Annotated in this window: 19 protein-coding genes and 1 pseudogene; 3 read left to right on the forward strand and 17 right to left on the reverse strand. The window is 71.8% G+C overall.

Annotation, left to right across the window (positions count from 1 at the left end):
- Window positions 1–74: 74 nt before the first annotated feature.
- From PZB75_RS13315 to PZB75_RS13345, 7 genes and pseudogenes are all read right to left on the reverse strand, one after another.
- Window positions 75–260: pseudogene (locus PZB75_RS13315) on the reverse strand (GNAT family N-acetyltransferase); the annotation flags it as partial.
- 84 nt (window positions 261–344) lie between these two features.
- Window positions 345–839 (reverse strand): FBP domain-containing protein, encoded by a 495-nt coding sequence (locus PZB75_RS13320; protein ID WP_275535517.1) that lies wholly within the window; start codon window positions 837–839, stop codon window positions 345–347.
- Window positions 840–880: 41 nt separating this feature from the next.
- Window positions 881–1,546, reverse strand: coding sequence for a TetR family transcriptional regulator (locus tag PZB75_RS13325; protein WP_275535518.1), 666 nt, complete (start codon window positions 1,544–1,546; stop codon window positions 881–883).
- A gap of 117 nt (window positions 1,547–1,663) precedes the next feature.
- Entirely contained in the window at window positions 1,664–2,452 is a 789-nt protein-coding gene (locus PZB75_RS13330) for a TetR/AcrR family transcriptional regulator C-terminal domain-containing protein (protein WP_275538696.1), read from the reverse strand.
- A gap of 626 nt (window positions 2,453–3,078) precedes the next feature.
- Window positions 3,079–4,329: a GNAT family N-acetyltransferase gene (locus PZB75_RS13335; RefSeq protein WP_275535519.1), complete on the reverse strand. Its 1,251-nt coding sequence runs from the start codon at window positions 4,327–4,329 to the stop codon at window positions 3,079–3,081.
- 243 nt (window positions 4,330–4,572) lie between these two features.
- A complete protein-coding gene (locus PZB75_RS13340; protein WP_275535520.1) occupies window positions 4,573–5,559 on the reverse strand; it encodes an asparaginase in 987 nt (328 codons plus the stop codon).
- 46 nt (window positions 5,560–5,605) lie between these two features.
- Window positions 5,606–6,262, reverse strand: a complete 657-nt coding sequence (locus tag PZB75_RS13345; RefSeq protein WP_275535521.1) for an ABC transporter substrate-binding protein — start codon at window positions 6,260–6,262, stop codon at window positions 5,606–5,608.
- 117 nt (window positions 6,263–6,379) lie between these two features.
- On the opposite strand from PZB75_RS13345, the gene dtd reads away from it, so the two are divergent.
- Window positions 6,380–6,829 carry a D-aminoacyl-tRNA deacylase gene (dtd, locus tag PZB75_RS13350; protein WP_275535522.1) on the forward strand — a complete coding sequence of 150 codons (450 nt, stop codon included), beginning with the start codon at window positions 6,380–6,382 and terminating at the stop codon, window positions 6,827–6,829.
- A gap of 176 nt (window positions 6,830–7,005) precedes the next feature.
- On the opposite strand, the gene PZB75_RS13355 is transcribed toward dtd, so the two are convergent.
- The 10 genes from PZB75_RS13355 to PZB75_RS13400 all read right to left on the reverse strand — a co-directional run bounded on the left by PZB75_RS13355 (window position 7,006) and on the right by PZB75_RS13400 (window position 15,653).
- Window positions 7,006–7,971 (reverse strand): folate-binding protein, encoded by a 966-nt coding sequence (locus PZB75_RS13355; protein ID WP_275535523.1) that lies wholly within the window; start codon window positions 7,969–7,971, stop codon window positions 7,006–7,008.
- Window positions 7,972–8,002: 31 nt separating this feature from the next.
- On the reverse strand, window positions 8,003–8,482 hold the full coding sequence (locus PZB75_RS13360; protein WP_275535524.1) for a Fur family transcriptional regulator: 480 nt from the start codon (window positions 8,480–8,482) through the stop codon (window positions 8,003–8,005).
- A 43-nt stretch (window positions 8,483–8,525) separates the two neighbouring features.
- Complete coding sequence (locus PZB75_RS13365; protein ID WP_275535525.1) at window positions 8,526–9,098, reverse strand: FABP family protein; 573 nt, start codon at window positions 9,096–9,098, stop codon at window positions 8,526–8,528.
- 470 nt (window positions 9,099–9,568) lie between these two features.
- The gene (locus tag PZB75_RS13370) at window positions 9,569–9,856 is read right to left on the reverse strand and encodes a DUF3099 domain-containing protein (protein WP_275535526.1); all 288 of its coding nucleotides are present in this window, start codon (window positions 9,854–9,856) and stop codon (window positions 9,569–9,571) included.
- A gap of 164 nt (window positions 9,857–10,020) precedes the next feature.
- The gene (locus PZB75_RS13375; RefSeq protein WP_018490348.1) at window positions 10,021–10,308 is read right to left on the reverse strand and encodes a DUF1416 domain-containing protein; all 288 of its coding nucleotides are present in this window, start codon (window positions 10,306–10,308) and stop codon (window positions 10,021–10,023) included.
- Between the two features lie 40 nt (window positions 10,309–10,348).
- Window positions 10,349–11,188, reverse strand: a complete 840-nt coding sequence (locus tag PZB75_RS13380) for a sulfurtransferase (RefSeq protein WP_275535527.1) — start codon at window positions 11,186–11,188, stop codon at window positions 10,349–10,351.
- A 464-nt stretch (window positions 11,189–11,652) separates the two neighbouring features.
- The gene (locus PZB75_RS13385; RefSeq protein ID WP_275535528.1) at window positions 11,653–12,342 is read right to left on the reverse strand and encodes a DUF2993 domain-containing protein; all 690 of its coding nucleotides are present in this window, start codon (window positions 12,340–12,342) and stop codon (window positions 11,653–11,655) included.
- Between the two features lie 219 nt (window positions 12,343–12,561).
- A complete protein-coding gene (locus PZB75_RS13390) occupies window positions 12,562–14,124 on the reverse strand; it encodes a hypothetical protein (protein ID WP_275535529.1) in 1,563 nt (520 codons plus the stop codon).
- 10 nt (window positions 14,125–14,134) lie between these two features.
- Window positions 14,135–14,389, reverse strand: a complete 255-nt coding sequence (locus PZB75_RS13395) for a MoaD/ThiS family protein (protein ID WP_275535530.1) — start codon at window positions 14,387–14,389, stop codon at window positions 14,135–14,137.
- 64 nt (window positions 14,390–14,453) lie between these two features.
- Entirely contained in the window at window positions 14,454–15,653 is a 1,200-nt protein-coding gene (locus PZB75_RS13400; RefSeq protein ID WP_275538697.1) for an alpha/beta fold hydrolase, read from the reverse strand.
- 251 nt (window positions 15,654–15,904) lie between these two features.
- On the opposite strand from PZB75_RS13400, the gene PZB75_RS13405 reads away from it, so the two are divergent.
- Together PZB75_RS13405 and PZB75_RS13410 are read left to right on the forward strand one after the other, a co-directional pair.
- Window positions 15,905–16,693, forward strand: coding sequence for a response regulator transcription factor (locus PZB75_RS13405; protein WP_275535531.1), 789 nt, complete (start codon window positions 15,905–15,907; stop codon window positions 16,691–16,693).
- A 138-nt stretch (window positions 16,694–16,831) separates the two neighbouring features.
- Window positions 16,832–17,884, forward strand: a complete 1,053-nt coding sequence (locus PZB75_RS13410; protein ID WP_275535532.1) for a LacI family DNA-binding transcriptional regulator — start codon at window positions 16,832–16,834, stop codon at window positions 17,882–17,884.
- Window positions 17,885–18,149: the final 265 nt, after the last annotated feature.

Genomic DNA, 18,149 nt, shown 5'->3' on the forward strand with positions numbered 1-18,149 from the left:
GCCGGGCCCGTTCCGGTACGCGATCAGTCGTCGTCGCGCCCGTCCGCGGCTACCGCGCGACGGGGAGCGCCGACCAGCACATGGAAGTGGTGCAGCCCGGCCTCCTGCTCGGCGAGGAGTTCCGCGTGCCGAGCGTCGAACCCGGTGAGGTAGTCGTCGCCCCGGTCGGGGATCGACTCCGCGAAGTAGGCGCGGTTCTCACGCTCGAACACGAGCAGGGCCGGGGCGTGGTCGGGGCGGAGGCGTTGCAGTGCGGGCATGCGGGGACTGTACGGCTCCGCCCGGCGCGTGCCCACGCATGTTTTCACCGCGGTGGGCCGGACGGCCGGGCCGGCCCGCGGGGGTCAGGCGTGGAGCTTGTCCAGGAACGCGAAGAGGTTGGTCCGGATGCGCTCCACCTGCTGCTCCATGGTCAGCGACTCCTCGAACCGCGTACCGGACCCCGGCGTCTTCTTGCCCCGCACGTACAGGGAGCACGCGAGGTCGGTGCAGGCGTAGACGCCGACCGAATTGCCCTCCCGGCCGGCGGGGCCCGTCTTGCGGGCGGTCAGGAGCGAGACGCCGTTGCCCGGGTGGGTGGTCATGCACAGGGAGCACATGCTCCGGTGCAGATAGCCGCGCTGCCGGGACGGGAAGCGGAAGGTGACACCCAGCAGCCGGTCGTCGCGCTCGACGACCAGATAGCTGCGGTCCGGCGCCGAGAGATCACGCCAGCCCAGGAAGTCCAGATCGTCCCACGGCCGTTCCGCCAGGTCCCGGGGCATGGGGAGCCGTCCCGCCTCTCCCTTGGAACAGTTCACGAACGACTCACGGATCTCGCGTTCTCGTACTTCCCTCATGCGCGCGACGCTAACAGTGCCTAAAGACGCTAGGCAATTGATTAATCCCCCCAGGAAAGCGTCCGGACGTCCCCGAGCCCCCCGAGCCCCGACCTCAGTTGTACGAAGGCCAGCTCGGCGGCCTCGACCGCCCCGGCGTGCACCTCGTCCGCCGTCTCCCCTGCGGCGACCCTCCGCCAGTTGTCCTCGGACAGCACCCGCAGGACGGCGATGATCTGGGCCGCGGCGAGCCGTGCCGACACCCCGCCGCCCAGGGCGCGGGCCAGCGCCGCCTCCGAGCGCCCCTGGTACTCGTACAACCTGGCGACCAGCGACGGCGTGCCGTAGAGCAGCCCATGGAACGCCAACACCTCAGGTATGTCGGAGAGGCCCGTCACCGGATCGCGCCGGTCGAGACCGGCCAGGAAGTGGATGCGCAGGGCGTCCAGGGGGGCCACACCGTCGGCCCGGTCCTCGACCATCCTGGCCGCCTCGTCCTCGTGATCGGCGAACCGGTGCAGTACCAGGTCCTCCTTGGTCGGGAAGTACCGGAACAGCGTCGGCTTCGAGATGTCCGCCGCCGCGGCCACCTCCGCCACCGACACCCGGTCGAAGCCCCGCTCCAGGAACAACGCGATCGCGGCGTCGGAGACCGTCTCGTACGTCAGCCGCTTCTTGCGCTCCCGCAGCCCGATCGACGCCTGGTCCCGGTCCTTCTCTGCGCTCATGACCAGGAACCCTACGCCCCTAGATCTCAAGCGGACTTGATGTCCAGCCGTGCGGCGGACGGGCACGCGAGGAGGGATCGAGGGCCGGCCCCGGGCCCGCCAGGACCGCCAGGACCGTCAGCCCGTCAGCCCGTCAGACGGTCGGCCGGTCGGCCGGTCGGTTCTGGCGGCCGACCGGTTCTGGCGGCCGATCAATGCCTCGACCCCGTCCAGCACCCGTTCCAGCCCGAACGTGAACTCATGGCCGGGATCGTGCGGAGTCCTCGTCTCGGACACCAGCAGTTGTGACAGCGCCGGATGCCGTACGGGGTCCACGAGCCGGTCCAAGGTGCGTGCATACCCGTCCCTGACCTCCTGCGGGCTGACGCCTCGTGCCTCGACGGCGGTGGCGAGGTCACCCATCAGCAGTGCCTCGTTCCGTACGAAACCGCTGACCAGGAGGACGACGGAGAAGCGGTCCGGCCGGCTCAGCCCACTGTCTTCGAGCGCCTGGAGCCCCTGTTCCCACCAGGCGACCGCGTGGGGGCTCGTGGGCGGGCCGGAAGCCGGGATGCGGAGCATCCAGAGGTTGCGGTGGTACACCTCGTGCTGTGCGCGGGCCCACCGCTCCAGCGCGGCCCGCCAGCCGGTCCCCGACGCTCCGGCCTCGGGCGGGGGCGGCGGAGGTCCAAGGGCCGCCTCCCTCATCAGGACGTGCAGCTCGTCCTTGGCGGAGACGTACCGGTAGAGCGCCATCGTGGACACACCGAGGTCCTTGGCGACCCTGCCCATGGAGACCGCACCCAGCCCCTCGGCCGCGGCGATGGCCACCGCCGCGTCCACGATGCGGGCCGGGGTCAGCCCGGGTCGGGGTCCTTTGACGGGACGTCGGCGCAGTCCCCAGGCGGCCTCGATACTGACGGGCAGATCAGCGGTGCCACGGTTCGCGGTTCCGGCCGCCCGGCTCGCCGACTGGCTGGGGACACGTACGGCCGGCCGGCCCGGCGACGGAGCCACCGCGCGCCCCGCCCTTCCGGGCATCCGGCCGCCCGGCACGCTCGCGGGCGTACCACCGGGCGCCGCTGCGCCCGATGTTCCACGTGAAACCGGACCCGGCGTCACGCCGGGTCCGCCAAAAGTGCCCGTACGTCCGACTCCGCCGCCCCCGACCGCCACTGGCGACCGCCGCCTTCCGTCCCCGCCCGCCCGTCACTGGCTCATGTGCCCGCCATCCTAATGACGCGCGGTGCTCCCGCCCCGAGAAGCCGGGAATTGCACCCTGGAACGGCCGTCTCCCGAACACCGGGCGAACACCGACCGGGTTGCAACCGAACGGCCGGCCCACCGCACCACCGGCCGAACGGCCGACCCACCGCACCACCGGCCGAACGGCCAACCCGCCGCACCACCACACCACCGGCCAACCGACCGCACCACCGCACCACCGGCCGACCCACCGCACCACCGGCCGGGCAAGCACTCCGCACCACCGACCGGCCCACCGCCCGATCGGTCGACCGGCCCACCGGCCGGGCAAGCACTCCGCGAATGGCTCAGAAGACGTCCGGGCACCAGGCCCGTCGTCCGGCCCGGAACACGCTGTCCGCCAACGCCACCGCGCCCGGCGTCAGTTCGTCCAGCCGGGACAGTGCCGCCAGCCGGAGCGCGGATTCGTCCCCCAGGTACAGCACCCCCAGTTCCCGTACGTCCAAAGCCAGGTCCGCGCTCTCCGAGGTCGGGACGCAGGAGGCGCCGTCGGTGGAGGCGTCCAGACGGAACCGGCCGCCCGACAGGCCCGCCGGGTCATGGACCTCCAGGACGAGCGTGCCCGGTACGGCGTAGGTGCGCGCCTCCAGGGCCCGTACGACATCCAGCACCCGCAGCCACAGGAAGTCGGCGTGCGTCACGGTCCGGGCGGCTCGCGGGTCCGGCAGGAGAAGGGGGAGCAGATCGTCGGGTGCGCGTTCGCCCGAGCTGACCGTGGTGACCCAGTCGATCGAGCAGACGAAGTGCCACAGAGCCCGCTCCGCGGCCGGGGTGACCGCGATCAGATCACGGACCGTCGCCCGGTTCAGCGGCTGTTTGGCGTCGCCCCAGCGGTCGTCCGCGCGGTAAGTGACCAGCCCCTCGATGTCGCCGCCGGCCGATCGGTGGAGCGCGTGGAACGGCTCCGTCCAGGAGTCCTTCCCGTGCGGCTGCTGACCGGTGAAGGTCTGCCACCACTGCTCATCACGGGTGACGGCGCCGTGCCGCACGGCTCGCAGCCGCTCATGGAGTTCGGGGCCGAACTTCCGCACGTCCGCGCCGTCCACCAGCTCGATCCGGCCGCCGTCCGCCGCGTCCGGGCCGGACCAGCGCGGGTCCAGGCCGGCGCGGGGGACGTCGATCTCCCACGACGTGGTCCAGGCGGCCGGGCCGAACCCGTACCGCCCGTAGATGGGGTACTCGGCGGCGATCAGCGTCGCGGCCACATCGCCGCGCTCCTTCGCCGCCGCCAGATCGGTGGCCATCATCCGGCTCAGCAGCCCGCGGCGGCGGTGCGTGGGTGACACCGTCACATTGGTGACGGCGTCGGTCGGCACCTTCGCACCGCCCACCACGGTCAGCTCCTGCGCGAACGAACGGAACGTCGCCACACAACGGCCCTCGTCGAACACACCCTGGACGCGAGCCGGATCAGTGTGCGCCAGACGCCCCTTCACCTCGTCCTCCGTCACCGTCGGCGGCCGAAGGAATCCGGTGTTCAAGGCCCTCACCCAGTCGGAATACTCGGTTTCGGCGACCGTACGGGATTCAAGAGTCATGCGCCCCACGCTATGCACCCCGCCGAACGGACCGCATCCTCTTTTCGCATGCCCCGCCCGTGCCCTGCCCGTGCCCCGCCCGTGCCCTTCCCGTGCCCCGACCAAGCCCCGCTCGGGCCTCCGCGCCCGTCCCGTTCCGCGCCACGCACCGGCCGCGCCACGCCCCGGCCCGGCCCATGCCACGACCCGCTCGTCGCACCCTCCGCCGGGCCCCCGCGTCCCGGACCGGCCGGGGCGCCGGACTCAGAACGCGACGCGGATCTCGCCGACCTCCGCGCCGCCGCCGAGCAGCGGCGCCCGCCCGATCCGGGACACCACCGGGGCATCCACACCCAGCAGCCGCAGGGACCGAGCCAGCACCGGGCCGAGCGCGCGCGTCGCACCGTCGTCGATCTTGAAGGCCAGCGCCCGTCCGTCCGCGAGCGCCACCGCCTGCACCGCCTCCGCACCCATCTTGGAGAGCGTGCCGGGCACCTCGCGCATCAGCCAGGTGTCGGGCCGCCGGGTGCCCGCCACGTACTCCGGGTGGGCGCGCATCGCGTCCGCGACCCGCCGCTCGGCCGTGCCGGGCGCGGCCAGCACGAACGACCGGAAGGCGCGCGCCAGCCCCACCAGACTGATCGCCATCAGCGGCGCCCCGCAGCCGTCCGTACCGACGGCCGCGACCGGCTCCCCCGCCGCCTCCTCGACGACCTGGTGGACCAGGCGCTGGAGCGGATGGGCCGGGTCGAGATAGGACGCGCGGTCCCAGCCGTTGCGTGCGCAGACCGCGAGCATCGCCGCGTGCTTGCCGGAGCAGTTCATGGTGATCGGCTCACGGACCCGGCCCGCCGCGAGGTAGGCCTCCGCCTCGACCTGGTCCAGCGGCAGATCCGGCGGGGTCCGGAGATCATCCGGCGTCAGTCCGTGCTCGTCGAGCATCGTGCGGACCAGATCGAGGTGGAACCGCTCGCCGGAGTGACTGGCGGCGGCCAGCGCCAGCCGCTCCCCCGCCAGATCGAGACCGCCGCGCAGCACGGCGGCGGCCTGCATCGGCTTGTTGGAGGAACGCGGGAAGACCGGGGCCTGCGGATCACCGAGGGTCCGCTCCACGCTGCCGTCCGGGGCCAGCAGGACCAGGGAGCCCCTGTGGTGGCCCTCGACGAACCCCGAACGCACGACTTCGGCCAGGACGGGCGGAGCGGGCGGGGCGACGGACCGCGCGACGGGCGGAACAGCGGTGGAGGACATGGTGGCCTTCCGGGAGCGGGCGGGACCCGCTCCCGGAAGGATCGCTTCAGGCCAGCAGGTCGTCTACTTGTGCTTCCCCGTCACGGTACCTGCGGGTGATCTCCGCGCTGCAATCGTCCGCGGTGCGCTGGAGCTGGTGACGGCGCCGGGAGACCTGCTGCTCGTACCGGACGAGACGCCCCATCGCGGTGTTCAGCTCCTCGTCCGTGCGGGCGTCGAGGTCGGACAGGCCGACCTCGGCGAACGTCTCGGCGGCCAGCCGGCGGTACTCGTCGCTGCGTGGCGTGGTCAGCGTGACGTGCCGCGCCGACGAACGGTGCCGGGACGGGGCGTCGGCCAGGATCTCGGAGAGCCGGTCCACGACGGGCGTCTCGGGGGCCGTACGACGGGCCAGTTCGGCCCGCAGGATGTCGATCCGGCCCTGTACCAGCCGCCGCACATAGCTGAGGTCGGCCTCGTCGCGCTGCGAGTTCCGGCGCAGGGTGCGCAGTGCGGGCAGTCGCAGCGCGGTCAGCTCCGGATGCGGCTGGGCGGGCAGCACCGTTCCGGAACCGGAGGTGAGGTCGGGTCCGGGGCCCGTGCCGGTCCCGGCTTCGAGGTCGGAGCCGGGACCTTCGCCGGTCCGTTGTACGGGTGGGCGCATGGTGCTGGCACGCGTGATCGGTACGACGCCGGATGGCTGTCCGGCTCCATAGGTACTCATGCTTGTGTCCGTCCCCTCGACCGGTGCGTCGGCACACCGCCTCCGTGCATGGTGCCACTCCGCACGGCGCTCACGCAGTTGCTCTGTACCCGTTCAGCCCAAGATAGGTTGGTCTGTATGCGAGCGGTGATACAGAGAGTGGACGGCGCGAGCGTCGCCGTGGCCGACGGATCGGGTGTCTCCGCGACCACCAGGGTCGTCGGTGAGATCGTGGGCGAGGGCCTGTGTGTGCTGGTCGGAGTGACGCACGGGGACACCGTGGAGAAGGCCGCGCAGCTCGCGCGGAAGCTCTGGTCGGTGCGCGTACTGGAGGGCGAGAAGTCCTGCTCCGATGTGAATGCGCCGCTTTTGGTGATTTCTCAGTTCACTCTCTACGGGGACGCCCGGAAGGGGCGCAGACCCACCTGGAACGCCGCCGCGCCGGGCGAGGTCGCCGAGCCACTGGTCGATGAGGTGGTGGCCCAGCTGCGGGCGCTCGGCGCCCGGGTGGAGACGGGCCGGTTCGGAGCGGACATGCGGGTCACGCTCACGAACCACGGCCCGTTCACCGTACTGATCGAGGTCTGACCGGTGGGACCGAACGGGGTCTGATCGAGGTCCGGCCGGTGGGACCGAACGGGGCCTGATCGAGGTCCGGCCGGCGTACGAGGCCACCGACCCGGAAAGCCGACCGCCCCGACGGACCTGAGGCACCCGGGCCGGGCCCCGGCAACCAGGACGCCCGGGGCCGCGGCCGACGCGTCCTACGGCTCGACGACCGTCTCCTGGGCCGCCGCCGTGTCCCCCGCGAGCAGTTCGGCGTCCACCGCCACATTGCGTTTGATCAGGGCGAGGGCGATCGGACCCAGTTCGTGGTGGCGGCCCGATGTGGTGATGAAGCCGAGCGGACGGCCCTCCTGCCCGTCCGCCGCGAGGCGTACCGGCGTGCCGTGCCCCGGCAGGTGCACCTCGCTGCCGTCCAGGTGCAGGAAGACCAGCCGACGCGGCGGCTTGCCCAGGTTCTGGACCCGGGCGACCGTCTCCTGACCCCGGTAGCAGCCTTTCTGGAGGTGGACGGCGGTGCCGATCCAGCCCAGCTCGTGCGGGATGGTGCGGTGGTCGGTCTCGAAACCGAGGCGCGGCCGGTGGGCCTCGATGCGCAACGCCTCGTACGCCAGGATGCCGACGGCGGGGCCGTGCCCGGCCGCGTACTTCTCCAGGTCCGCGCGGGGCAGGAAGAGATCCCGGCCGTACGACGTCTCCCGTACCGCCGCTCCGTCCGGTACGTCGGCGATGGAACCGGCCGGCAGGTGCACCACGGCGAAGTCCTCGGTGCGGTCGGCGACCTCCACCCGGTAGTAGAACTTCATCGACTCCAGATAGGCGGCGAGTTCGCCCTGCGTGCCCGGTTCGACGTGCGCCCACACCGTCGTGCCGTCGTCGACGAGGTAGAGGGCGTGCTCGATGTGGCCGTTGCCGGTGAGGATCAGCGCCTCGGTGGCCTGGCCGGGGGCGAGGTCGCTGACGTGCTGGGTGAGCAGCAGATGCAGCCAGGCCAGCCGGTCGTCCCCGGTGACGGTGATGACGCCGCGGTGCGAGAGGTCGACGAGACCGGAGCCGTCGGCGAGGGCGCGTTGTTCGCGGAACAGGTCCCCGTAGTGCGCGGCGACTCCTTCGTCGGAGCCTTCGGCGGCGACGGCACCGGGCAGGGACAGCAGGGGGCTCTTCATACGACCAGCCTACGACTCCGCCGGGCGCGGGTTACGCGTCCGAGGCCGTCCCCGTGACCGGATTCCCCGGCTCCGTGCCGGCCCCCGGAACCGCCTTCGCCGTGCAGTCGCCGCAGCGGCCGAAGATCGCGAAGTGCTTCATGTCGGTCTCGAAGCCGAAGGTGTCCCGCAGCTTCGCGGTGAAGTCGCCGACCACGTCCACATCGGCCTCGATGACGTCCGCGCAGTCACGGCAGACCAGGTGGATGTGGTGGTGCCGGTCGGCCAGGTGGTACGTGGGTGCCCCGTGCCCCAGATGGGCGTGGCTGACCAGCCCCAGCTCCTCCAGGAGTTCCAGGGTCCGGTAGACGGTGGAGATGTTCACACCGGAAGCGGTTCTGCGCACCTCGGAGAGAATGTCGTCCGGGGTCGCGTGTTCCAGCGTGTCCACGGCTTCGAGGACAAGCTGCCGCTGCGGCGTCAGCCGGTACCCGCGCTGCCGAAGATCGGTCTTCCAGTCGGTGCTCACCACAACTCCAGTGTAGGTCCGGGCGAGCACCCGCCCAGGGCCGCGCCTACTTGAAGAACGCGATGCCGTCGTCCGGCAGGTCACCGAGGCTCTTCGCCATCGCCTCGACCTCTTCCGGGGTGACGACCTTCTTCAGGTGCGCGGACATGTACGGACGCAGCTCGACGTCGGGCGTCGACTTCTCGCCGACCCACATCAGGTCGCTGTTCACATAGCCGTAAAGCCGCTTGCCACCGCTGTACGGGCCGGAGGCCGCGGTCCGCGCCACCGCGTCGGTGACGAGGTCGATCTGCGGCTTCTGGTGGGCCAGCTCGCCGTACCAGATCTCGATGACGCCCTGGTCGCGGACCATGACGACCTCGACCTTGCGGTCCTTGTCGATGCGCCAGTAGCCGGACTCGGACTCCAGCGGCTTGACCTTGTTGCCGTCGGCGTCGAGCACCCAGCTGTGCGATACGTACTCCAGGAAGTCCCGGCCGTCGTGGCCGAAGGTGACTTCCTGACCGAAGTTGCACTTCTCGTCACCGGGGAAGTCGGACACGCCCGCGCCCGCCCAGTTGCCGAGGAGGAAGGCCAGCGGGACGAGGTCCGGGTGGAGGTCGGACGGGATCTCGATCATGAGCTGCTCAGACGATCTGTGAGAGGGGCGTGCTGCGACTGTGACGGTCGGGCGGTGCGGGGAGCGGTCAGCGCTGGCCCTGGTACAGCTTCTTCACGGTCACCGCCGCGAAGGCGAGCACGCCGACGCAGACCAGGACCAGCAGGGCGGAGAAGAATGCCTCAAGCACGGGAGCTCCTCGGATGAGCGGTTGGACGGCGGTACGGGACCGGGGTCCAGCCTAATGGGTTGGGGTACGGCCCGAGGGTTCGGGTCCGGGCCCCGTCCAGGGGCGGGAGGGGCGTGCGGCGGGGCCAGCTCCGGGGAGACGGAGGCCGTGCGCCGCACGCGTGGGACCCTCCCGAAATGCCGGGGTGTCTTGCTCCGGTCGAGCGATGTCCCGGATGCGGCGGCCGACCCACGCCCCGGCCCGCCCCGCGCCGGCCCGACCTGCACCCGACCCGGCGCCGGCCACCACCCGGCCCGAACGGCTACCGCCGGCGTCTCCCGCCGTTCCCGGGGTTCTGAGGATTCCCGGCGTTCCTGCCGCCCCCGCCCTCGGGAGCGTTCCGGTCGTCGTCGTTCTCGTCCCACCAGCGGTCGTCGGGCCCGCGCCGGTTGGCGACGATCGCCGCGGCGGGCGGGATGACCATGGCGACCACGCACATGGCGATGGCCGCGGGCACCGACCAGAGCCGGACGAAGGCCCAGGCGGAGACGAAGAGGACGACGCATGCGCCCATCATCAGGAAGTAACCACGACGGCGTCGGGCGTACATGACTCCAGCGTACGTCCGGACACCGGACCCCGGGCGGCGCGAAGGGCCGCACCCCGGCTCAGGTGGCGTCCAACCCCCTGGGGTGCGGCCCTCCGGCCGGTCCGTCGTACGTGTTCGGTTGTACGCGTTCGGTTGTACGTGTCCGGTCGTACGTGACGACCGGGTCAGACGGCGATGGCGACCTCGGAGAGGCCACCCGTCTGCGCCACGACCGTGCGGTCGGCGCTGCCGCCCGGGACGAGCGCGCGCAGCGTCCAGGTGCCCTCGGCGGCGTAGAAGCGGAACTGCCCCGTCGCCGAGGTCGGGACCTCGGCGGTGAACTCGCCGGTCGAGTCCAGGAGGCGCACGTAACCGGTGACGGGCTCGCCGTCGCGGGTCACGCTGCCCTGGATGGTGGTCTCACCGGGCTTGATCGTCGAAGCGTCGGGGCCGCCGGCCTTTGCTCCACACATGGCTTTATGTCCTTCTGGTCGGGGAGGGGTCGGTCAGGAATTACTTGTTGGCGCCGAGCTCGATCGGCACACCCACGAGGGAGCCGTACTCGGTCCACGAACCGTCGTAGTTCTTGACGTTCTCCTGGCCGAGCAGCTCGTGCAGCACGAACCAGGTCAGGGCGGAACGCTCACCGATGCGGCAGTACGCGATGGTGTCCTTCGCCAGGTCGACCTGCTCGGCCTCGTAGAGGGCGCGCAGCTCGTCGTCCGACTTGAAGGTGCCGTCGTCGTTGGCGTTCTTCGACCACGGGATGTTGCGGGCGCTCGGCACGTGGCCGGGCTTCTGCGACTGCTCCTGGGGCAGGTGCGCCGGGGCGAGCAGCTTGCCGCTGAACTCGTCGGGCGAGCGCACGTCGACCAGGTTGAGGCTGCCGATCGCCTTGACGACGTCGTCGCGGTAGGCGCGGATCGACTCGTCCTGCGGCTTGGCCTTGTACTGCGTGGCCGGACGCGTCGGGACGGCGTCGACCAGGTCGCGGGAGTCCAGCTCCCACTTCTTGCGCCCACCGTCGAGGAGGCGGACGTCCTGGTGGCCGTAGAGCTTGAAGTACCAGAAGGCGTAGGAGGCGAACCAGTTGTTGTTGCCGCCGTAGAGCACGACCGTGGTGTCGTTCGCGATGCCCTTCTCCGAGAGGAGCTTCTCGAAGCCGGCCTGGTCGACGAAGTCACGGCGGACCGGGTCCTGGAGGTCCTTCGTCCAGTCGATCCGGATCGCGTTCTTGATGTGGTTCTTCTCGTAGGCCGAGGTGTCCTCGTCGACCTCGACGATGGCGACCTTCGGGTCGTCGATGTGGGCCTCGACCCAGTCGGCGTCTACCAGGACGTCACTGCGGCTCATGTGTTTCTCCTCCGGGGCAGTCTGCGGCGAGATGATGCGGTGAGTGCCGGTCTGTACGGGGGCGCTGGGCGGTCGTACGGGCACGGGGACGGCCCTGACAACGGTCGGAAGGGCCGGGAGGTACGCGGGAACTCCCGCTCAGGCAGTGCGACAGAGCATGGCGGCGACGCGGCACAGGTCCACTGCCCGCCGCTTCGTGAGATCCGCCTGTCCCCGCTGACGGAGACCACTGATGGAGCACTGCATGGGACCGATCGTAAGGAGATACGGGCGACGATGTCACCGCCGTGTCACATCCTGAGACAGGATCGTCCGCAGTGCGAGATGCCTGTCGAACGAAAAGGGCTTCGGAGGCGTCGCGGAGCAGGTCACGGCGGTTCGCCATCTGCGGACCGGACGTGTACGTCTCACCATGTGACCGGAGCGGTGGAGCGCGGCCGAGCGGGGCGGGCGCGAGCCGGCTCTCAGCCGGCCAGCCGGACATCCGTACCCGACACCGAGACCTCCAGGCCCTCCGGAGTGACCTCGACCTTCTCCAGGTTCAGCCCGCTCGGCAGACCGCTGATCGTGCGGTTGAAGTCGCTCTTCGAGCGGACCAGGTCCTCCAGGCCGGGGATGCCCTCGCCCGGCACCTTGTCCGCGTGGACCCGGATGACGTTGCCGTCGGCCAGGGTGACGGTGGAGAGCACGCTGCGCGAGACCGGGCGGTCCATGACCGCGACCGTGCCGGTGACCTTCACCTTGCCGTTGCCGCCGTAGGCGACGGAGACTTCCTCGTCGGCCGCCTTCGTGAGGTCCTCGTACGAGATGACGGCCTTGCCCGTGGCGCGGGCGGCGGTGGCGCTGGTGAAGCCGTTGGCCAGCTTCACGTCGTGCAGCTGGATCTTCATCGTGCTGATGCGGGTGGGGTGGCCCGAGGTGGTGGTCGAGACGCCCTTGAGGTCGACCTCGACCTCGTCGAGACCGCCGCTCACGACCTGGGTCAGGAAGGGGAAGCCCTTGATCGAGACGTCCTTCGACTCCGTCGACCCACCGGAGATCTGGATGCGGTCCTTGATCTCCGACTCGGCGAAGTACACCGCCGCCCGGTCGGCCGCCACGAAGAGTCCGCCCAGGATCACCACGATGATCAGCAGTATTCGAAGTCCGCGCATGTCTGTTCTTCCCCCACCATGATCCGACCGAGCCCCCTGGTGCCCGCGAGCCTACTGGTGCCGCTGTGTCGCACGACAGGCCCGGCTTGATCGACGTACGGAGGCCACGGACGGTTCCCCGGCCGCGCCCGTATCCGTGGACGGGCCGGCCGGCGGTACACGAACCGGGGTACGGGCCCGTCGGCGGCGCGGGACGGGCCGGAGGCGGTCAGGGGAGGGTCAGGAGAGGACCTGCCCGAGCAGATGGACGGCCGGAGCCGCGGCGGTCAGGGGCAGTGCGACCCCCGCCGTCATGTGCACGAACCGTGACGGGTAATCGTAGCTCGCCACCCGCAGCCCGATCAGCGCGCAGCCACCGGCCGCGAACCCGAGGAGCGCGCCCCCCGTGCCGAGGTCCGTGAAGCCGCCGACCACCCCGCCCGCGCCCGCCGCGACGATCAGCGCCCCGACGACCGATACGGGCCCGGGGAGCGGCAGCGCGCGGACCAGCACGGCCACCGCCACGGCGACCCCGCCGACCACGACCGCGTCGGGGACCGCCGCCAGCTGTCCGGTGGCGACGATCGCGAGAGCCGCCGAGACGACGGTCGCCATCAGTCCGGCCATCCGCTCGTCGGCGCTCGCGTGGCTGCGCAGTTGGAGGACCAGCGTGAGCAGCACCCAGACGCCGAGCGTGCCGATGATCGCGGCCGGCGCGTTGTCGCGGCCCGCCACGAGCAGGGCGACATCGGAGACGAGACCGCCCAGGAAGGCGAGTGCGATGCCCTGACGGGCGGGCCACATGCCGTTCAGCCGGAACCATCCGGCCGCCGTCACGGCCTGGAGCAGCACCAGCGGTACGAGCAGGGCGTACTGCCCGATCCCGGCGCCGAGCGCGAGCAGCAGACCGAGGGCCGCGGTGATCGCGGCGGGCTGTGTGCCGGGCGCGATGATCGGCGACCGGCCCTCGGCGCGGGCGCGCTGGGCGTCGGTGATGCGGCTGTTGCCGAGGGTGGTGGGCGCGCTGTACCCGGAGGTGTCGTGCCCGGCCGGCGCGGGTGCCGTCGCCGGTGCGGCCGGTGCGGCGGGCGCCGCGACCGCGACCGGAACCTCGGGCGGCAGCGGGTACGAACCGGAGTCGGCGGCGCCCTGCGGCTGATACGCCTGGGACTGCTGCGCAGGCTGGGCCTGGGGCTGGGCCTGCGGCTGCTGGTACGGATCGGACTGGGCGTACGGGGCGGGCTCGGCGTACGGCTGGAACTGCTGGGATGCCTGGGACTGCCACTGAGGCTGCTGGTGCTGCTGGGGCTGCTGATACGGGTCCGACTGCGCGTACGGATCGGGCTGCGCGTACGGATCGGGTTGCGCGTACGGATCGGGTTGCGCGTACGGCTGGTACGGGTCCGGCCGGTACGGATCGGGCTGCGAACCGTACGGACCGGCCTCGGGCCCGGCCTGCCGCACGCCCGGATTCGACATCGGCGTCGGGGGCGGGGTCGGCAGCTGCGTCGACGGGACCGACGGCTGGTACTGCGTGTCCCAGGTCTGGCCCTCCCAGGTCTGGGTGGTGGCCGGGTCCTGGTTCGGCTCGTACGAGGACGGGGACGGGTACGGGTGCGAGGACGGGGCGTAGGGGTCGTACGAGCCCTGCGGCTCGCGGCCCCGCGCGTGCGTCTGCCCGGACACGTCGACGAACCCCTGTCCGTGCTCCTCCGGCCCCTGTCCGTGGCCCGGCCGCTGCCCGTCCTCGTAACCCGGTACGTACCCCTGGCCGTACGGATGCTGCTGATCGCTGCTGCTCATGTTGTGCGGTTCACCCTCCTGCGAACGGCGGGAGCACCTCGACCGTGCCGCCCTCGGCAAGGCGTACGGTCTCATGGCCACGCGTACCCACGGGATCGCCGTCGATCAGGAACGAGCACCTGGGCAGTACGCGGGTCAGCTCGCCCGGGTGCCGTCGGCGCACCGCGTCGAGCGCGTCGGCGAGTGTGACAGCCGCGTACGGCTCCTCCGCGGTCCCCGCGGCGGCCTTCGCCGCGGCCCAGTAGCGGATGGTCACCGCTGCCATGGCGGCACTCCTCTCGTCTCGTCTCGCGTCACGGACTCCGCACCCGTGCGCTGTCCATCATGGTTCACGCCGTCGCCAGCCAGTCGGCGATCCGGGTGAGCAAGGTCTCGTCCGCCGCGTTCTCCGCATGGCCCATGCCGGGCTCCAGCCAGAGCCGCGCGTGGCCCCGGGCGGCTTCGGCCAGCATCCTCGGATGGTCGACCGGGAAGTACGGATCGCGGTCGCCGTGCACGATCAGCAGCGGGGTCGGCGCGATCAGCGGGACCGCGTCGACCGGTGAGAGCGGTACGGGGTCCCATCCCCGGCGGTCGATCCGGGTACGCAGGCCGTACCGGCCGACGAGCCGTCCGGCGGGCCGGGTGACCACCCAGTGCAGGCGGCGCATCGGGGCCGTACCCCGGTAGTACCAGCGGGCCGGAGCGCTCACGGCGACCACCGCGTCCACGCCGCAACCCGCTTCCGCACCCGGACCCGCCCCGGCCTCCGCTCCCACCACCGCGCTCACGTCCCGACCGCCCAAACCGTCCGGGCCGTTCGGACCGTCCAGCCCGACCGGACCGACGCGATCCCCGCGCCCGTCACCGTCGCCACCTTGCCCGCCTCCCCCTCCCCCGTTCCCGCTCGCGCCTTTCCCGTCCCCGCGCCCGTCACCGTCGCCACCGCGCCCGCCTTCCCCCTCGCCGCGCGCACAAGCCGGTGCCTGCGCCCCCTCCCACGCTTCGGTACGCCCCCCATGTCTTCCGTCGCCCGCCACGGGGCCGTCTGTCACCGGCTCCGCCCCCCGGTACAGCGCGGCGTGGCGCAGCACCACCGAACCGCCCATCGAGAAGCCCACCGTCACCACCCTGCGGTGCCCGAGTTCGCGCGCCCAGGCCACCGCCGCCGCCAGATCCAGGACCTCGCGGTCGCCCACGGTCGACCGGCCGCCGGAGCCGCCGTGTCCCCGGAAGGAGAACGTCACCACCGCCGCACGCTGGGCGAACACCCGCGCCGCGCGCCGCACGGCGGGCCGGTCGACCGACCCGGTGAAGCCGTGCGCGATCACGATCGCCGTACCCGCGTCGCCCCCCTCCGCCCCGGCACCGGCACCCGCCCGCGCACCCGCGCCGGCAACGTCCTCGACACTCCTCGTACAGGGCTCGTACAGCGCCTCCACGGGCACCCCGTCGGCCGCGTGCAGCACCGTGCGCCGGGGTCCGGGCGTGATCGTGCGGACGGGCGTGCGCCGGAACCGGCCCTCGGTGGCGGAACTCATGTGGGCTATTCTGCTGCGATGAGGACCTGGGCAACGCAGCCCCCGGGTCCTTTTGTGCTTTCCGAGCGCCGGCGCGGAGACGTTCCGGCGGACTCGGCGGAACTGGCCGCGCGAACGGTACGAAGGCGTACGAAGATGAGCCGCATACTCCCCCGGGCCCCGGCCCGGGAGTGCCCCTCTCGCAGGGAACTGAGGAGGACCGACGTAATGGGCGAGCGAACCGTGCACGATCGACCGACCACCGGGGCAGGTGAGTGGCGATGAGTTCACTGCTGCTGCTGACGAATGCCCTCCAACCGTCGACGGAGGTGCTTCCCGCCCTCGGCCTCCTGCTGCACAGCGTGCGCGTGGCCCCGGCCGAGGGTGCGGCCCTCCTCGACACCCCCAGCGCCGATGTCGTCCTGATCGACGGCCGCCGCGATCTGCCGCAGGTGCGGTCCCTCTGCCAGCTGCTGCGGTCCACGGGACCCGGCTGTCCGCTGCTGCTCGTCGTGACGGAGGGCGGCCTCGCCGCGGTGACCGCCGACTGGGGCATGGACGACGTCCTGCTGGACACGGCGGGTCCCGCCGAGGTCGAGGCCCGGCTGCGGCTGGCGACCGGCCGGCAGCAGAACACCTCCGACGACAGCCCGATGGAGATCCGCAACGGGGACCTGTCGGTCGACGAGGCCACGTACAGCGCGAAGCTCAAGGGCCGGGTCCTGGACCTGACCTTCAAGGAGTTCGAGCTGCTGAAGTACCTCGCCCAGCACCCCGGCCGCGTCTTCACCCGGGCCCAGCTGCTCCAGGAGGTCTGGGGCTACGACTACTTCGGCGGTACGCGGACGGTCGACGTCCATGTCCGGCGGCTGCGCGCCAAGTTCGGCCCGGAGCACGAGTCGCTGATCGGTACGGTCCGCAACGTCGGCTACCGCTTCGTCGTCCCGGAGAAGGTGGAGCGGGCCGGCGAGGACGCCAAGGCGAGGGCCGCCGACAGCGCCGAGGCACGGACCGCCGGAGGAGCCGGGACGCGGGCCGCCGGAGGAGCCGCGAGCCGTTCCGCGGTGTAGCGGCCGGCGACGCGCGGGCGGTGCGCCGGGGGTCGGTCCGCCGTCCCCCGTTCGGAGCAGTCACGAGTCGGTGCCGTATCGACGGAAATCGCCGTCCGACCTGCCATGGAGCACGTCCATCCGCGTAGACTGCCGCGCGTGGCCAAGGTGACGCGGGACGATGTGGCAAGGCTGGCGGGGACGTCCACCGCGGTGGTCAGCTATGTCATCAACAACGGGCCGAGGCCGGTCGCCCCGGCCACGCGCGAGCGGGTGCTCGCCGCGATCAAGGAGCTGGGTTACCGGCCCGACCGGGTCGCGCAGGCGATGGCCTCCCGGCGGACCGACCTGATAGGGATGATCGTCCCCGACGCCCGTCAGCCGTTCTTCGCGGAGATGGCGCACGCGGTCGAACAGGCCGCCGCCGAGCGCGGAAAGATGGTCCTCGTCGGCAACTCCGACTACCGCGACGAGCGCGAGGTCCACTATCTGCGGGCCTTCCTCGGGATGCGGGTCTCCGGGCTGATCCTGGTCAGCCAGGGACCCAGCGAGCGGGCCGCGGCCGAGATCGAGGCGTGGGACGCCCGGGTGGTGCTGCTCCACGAGCGGCCCGAGGCGATCGACGACGTGGCCGTGGTGACGGACGACGTCGGCGGGGCGCAGCTCGCCACCCGGCACCTGCTGGAGCACGGCCACGCGTACGTCGCCTGCCTCGGCGGCATGGAGTCGACCCCGGTGGTCGGCGACCCGGTGGCCGACCACGTCGAGGGCTGGCGCCGGGCGATGCACGAGGCGGGGCGTTCGACGGAGGGCCGGCTGTTCCAGGCCCCGTACAACCGTTACGACGCCTACCAGGTGGCGCTCAAGCTGCTGGCCGGGCCGGACAGGCCGCCGGCCATCTTCTGCGCGACGGACGACCAGGCGTTCGGTGTGCTGCGGGCGGCGCGCGAGCTGCGGATCGACGTGCCGGAGGGGCTGGCGGTGGCCGGTTTCGACGACGTGAAGGAAGCGGGACTGACCGATCCGCCGCTGACGACCGTCTTCTCGGACCGCCCCGCGATGGCACGGGCCGCCGTGGACCTGGTGCTCGACGACGCGCTGAGGGTGTCGGGGTCGCGGCGTGAGCGGCTGAAGCAGTTCCCCTCGGCGCTGGTGGTACGGCGTTCGTGCGGATGCGGCGAACCGGTCCAGCCGTGGACACCGTCCGTGTGATGCCCTGAGACCCTTCGGGACCACTGCCCTGGACCACCGCACGTTCCGGTGCTCGGTACCACTGCACGTTCCAATGCCCGGGACCACCGCACGTCCCGGTGTTCGGGACCACCGCACGTCCCGATGCCCGGGACCACCGCACGTCCCGGTGTTCGGGACCACCGCACGTCCCGATGCCCGGGACCACCGCACGTCCCGGTGTTCGGTACCACTGCGCGTCCCGGGCGCTCACCGCCCTGCCCCGGCCGCTCTTTATATGGGACAT

This window comes from Streptomyces sp. AM 4-1-1 (genome assembly GCF_029167625.1).
Lineage (GTDB): Bacteria > Actinomycetota > Actinomycetes > Streptomycetales > Streptomycetaceae > Streptomyces.

Bases quoted from the DNA above. Each gene is read 5' to 3' on its own strand.
- PZB75_RS13320 (WP_275535517.1), bottom strand. From the start codon at position 839: ATGAGGGAAGTACGAGAACGCGAGATCCGTGAGTCGTTCGTGAACTGT.
- PZB75_RS13355 (WP_275535523.1), bottom strand. From the start codon at position 7,971: ATGAAGAGCCCCCTGCTGTCCCTGCCCGGTGCCGTCGCCGCCGAAGGC.
- PZB75_RS13340 (WP_275535520.1), bottom strand. From the start codon at position 5,559: ATGTCCTCCACCGCTGTTCCGCCCGTCGCGCGGTCCGTCGCCCCGCCC.
- PZB75_RS13405 (WP_275535531.1), top strand. From the start codon at position 15,905: ATGAGTTCACTGCTGCTGCTGACGAATGCCCTCCAACCGTCGACGGAG.
- dtd (WP_275535522.1), top strand. From the start codon at position 6,380: ATGCGAGCGGTGATACAGAGAGTGGACGGCGCGAGCGTCGCCGTGGCC.
- PZB75_RS13345 (WP_275535521.1), bottom strand. From the start codon at position 6,262: ATGAGTACCTATGGAGCCGGACAGCCATCCGGCGTCGTACCGATCACG.
- PZB75_RS13395 (WP_275535530.1), bottom strand. From the start codon at position 14,389: ATGGCAGCGGTGACCATCCGCTACTGGGCCGCGGCGAAGGCCGCCGCG.
- PZB75_RS13390 (WP_275535529.1), bottom strand. From the start codon at position 14,124: ATGAGCAGCAGCGATCAGCAGCATCCGTACGGCCAGGGGTACGTACCG.
- PZB75_RS13370 (WP_275535526.1), bottom strand. From the start codon at position 9,856: ATGTACGCCCGACGCCGTCGTGGTTACTTCCTGATGATGGGCGCATGC.
- PZB75_RS13375 (WP_018490348.1), bottom strand. From the start codon at position 10,308: ATGTGTGGAGCAAAGGCCGGCGGCCCCGACGCTTCGACGATCAAGCCC.
- PZB75_RS13335 (WP_275535519.1), bottom strand. From the start codon at position 4,329: ATGACTCTTGAATCCCGTACGGTCGCCGAAACCGAGTATTCCGACTGG.
- PZB75_RS13325 (WP_275535518.1), bottom strand. From the start codon at position 1,546: ATGAGCGCAGAGAAGGACCGGGACCAGGCGTCGATCGGGCTGCGGGAG.
- PZB75_RS13380 (WP_275535527.1), bottom strand. From the start codon at position 11,188: ATGAGCCGCAGTGACGTCCTGGTAGACGCCGACTGGGTCGAGGCCCAC.
- PZB75_RS13365 (WP_275535525.1), bottom strand. From the start codon at position 9,098: ATGATCGAGATCCCGTCCGACCTCCACCCGGACCTCGTCCCGCTGGCC.
- PZB75_RS13385 (WP_275535528.1), bottom strand. From the start codon at position 12,342: ATGCGCGGACTTCGAATACTGCTGATCATCGTGGTGATCCTGGGCGGA.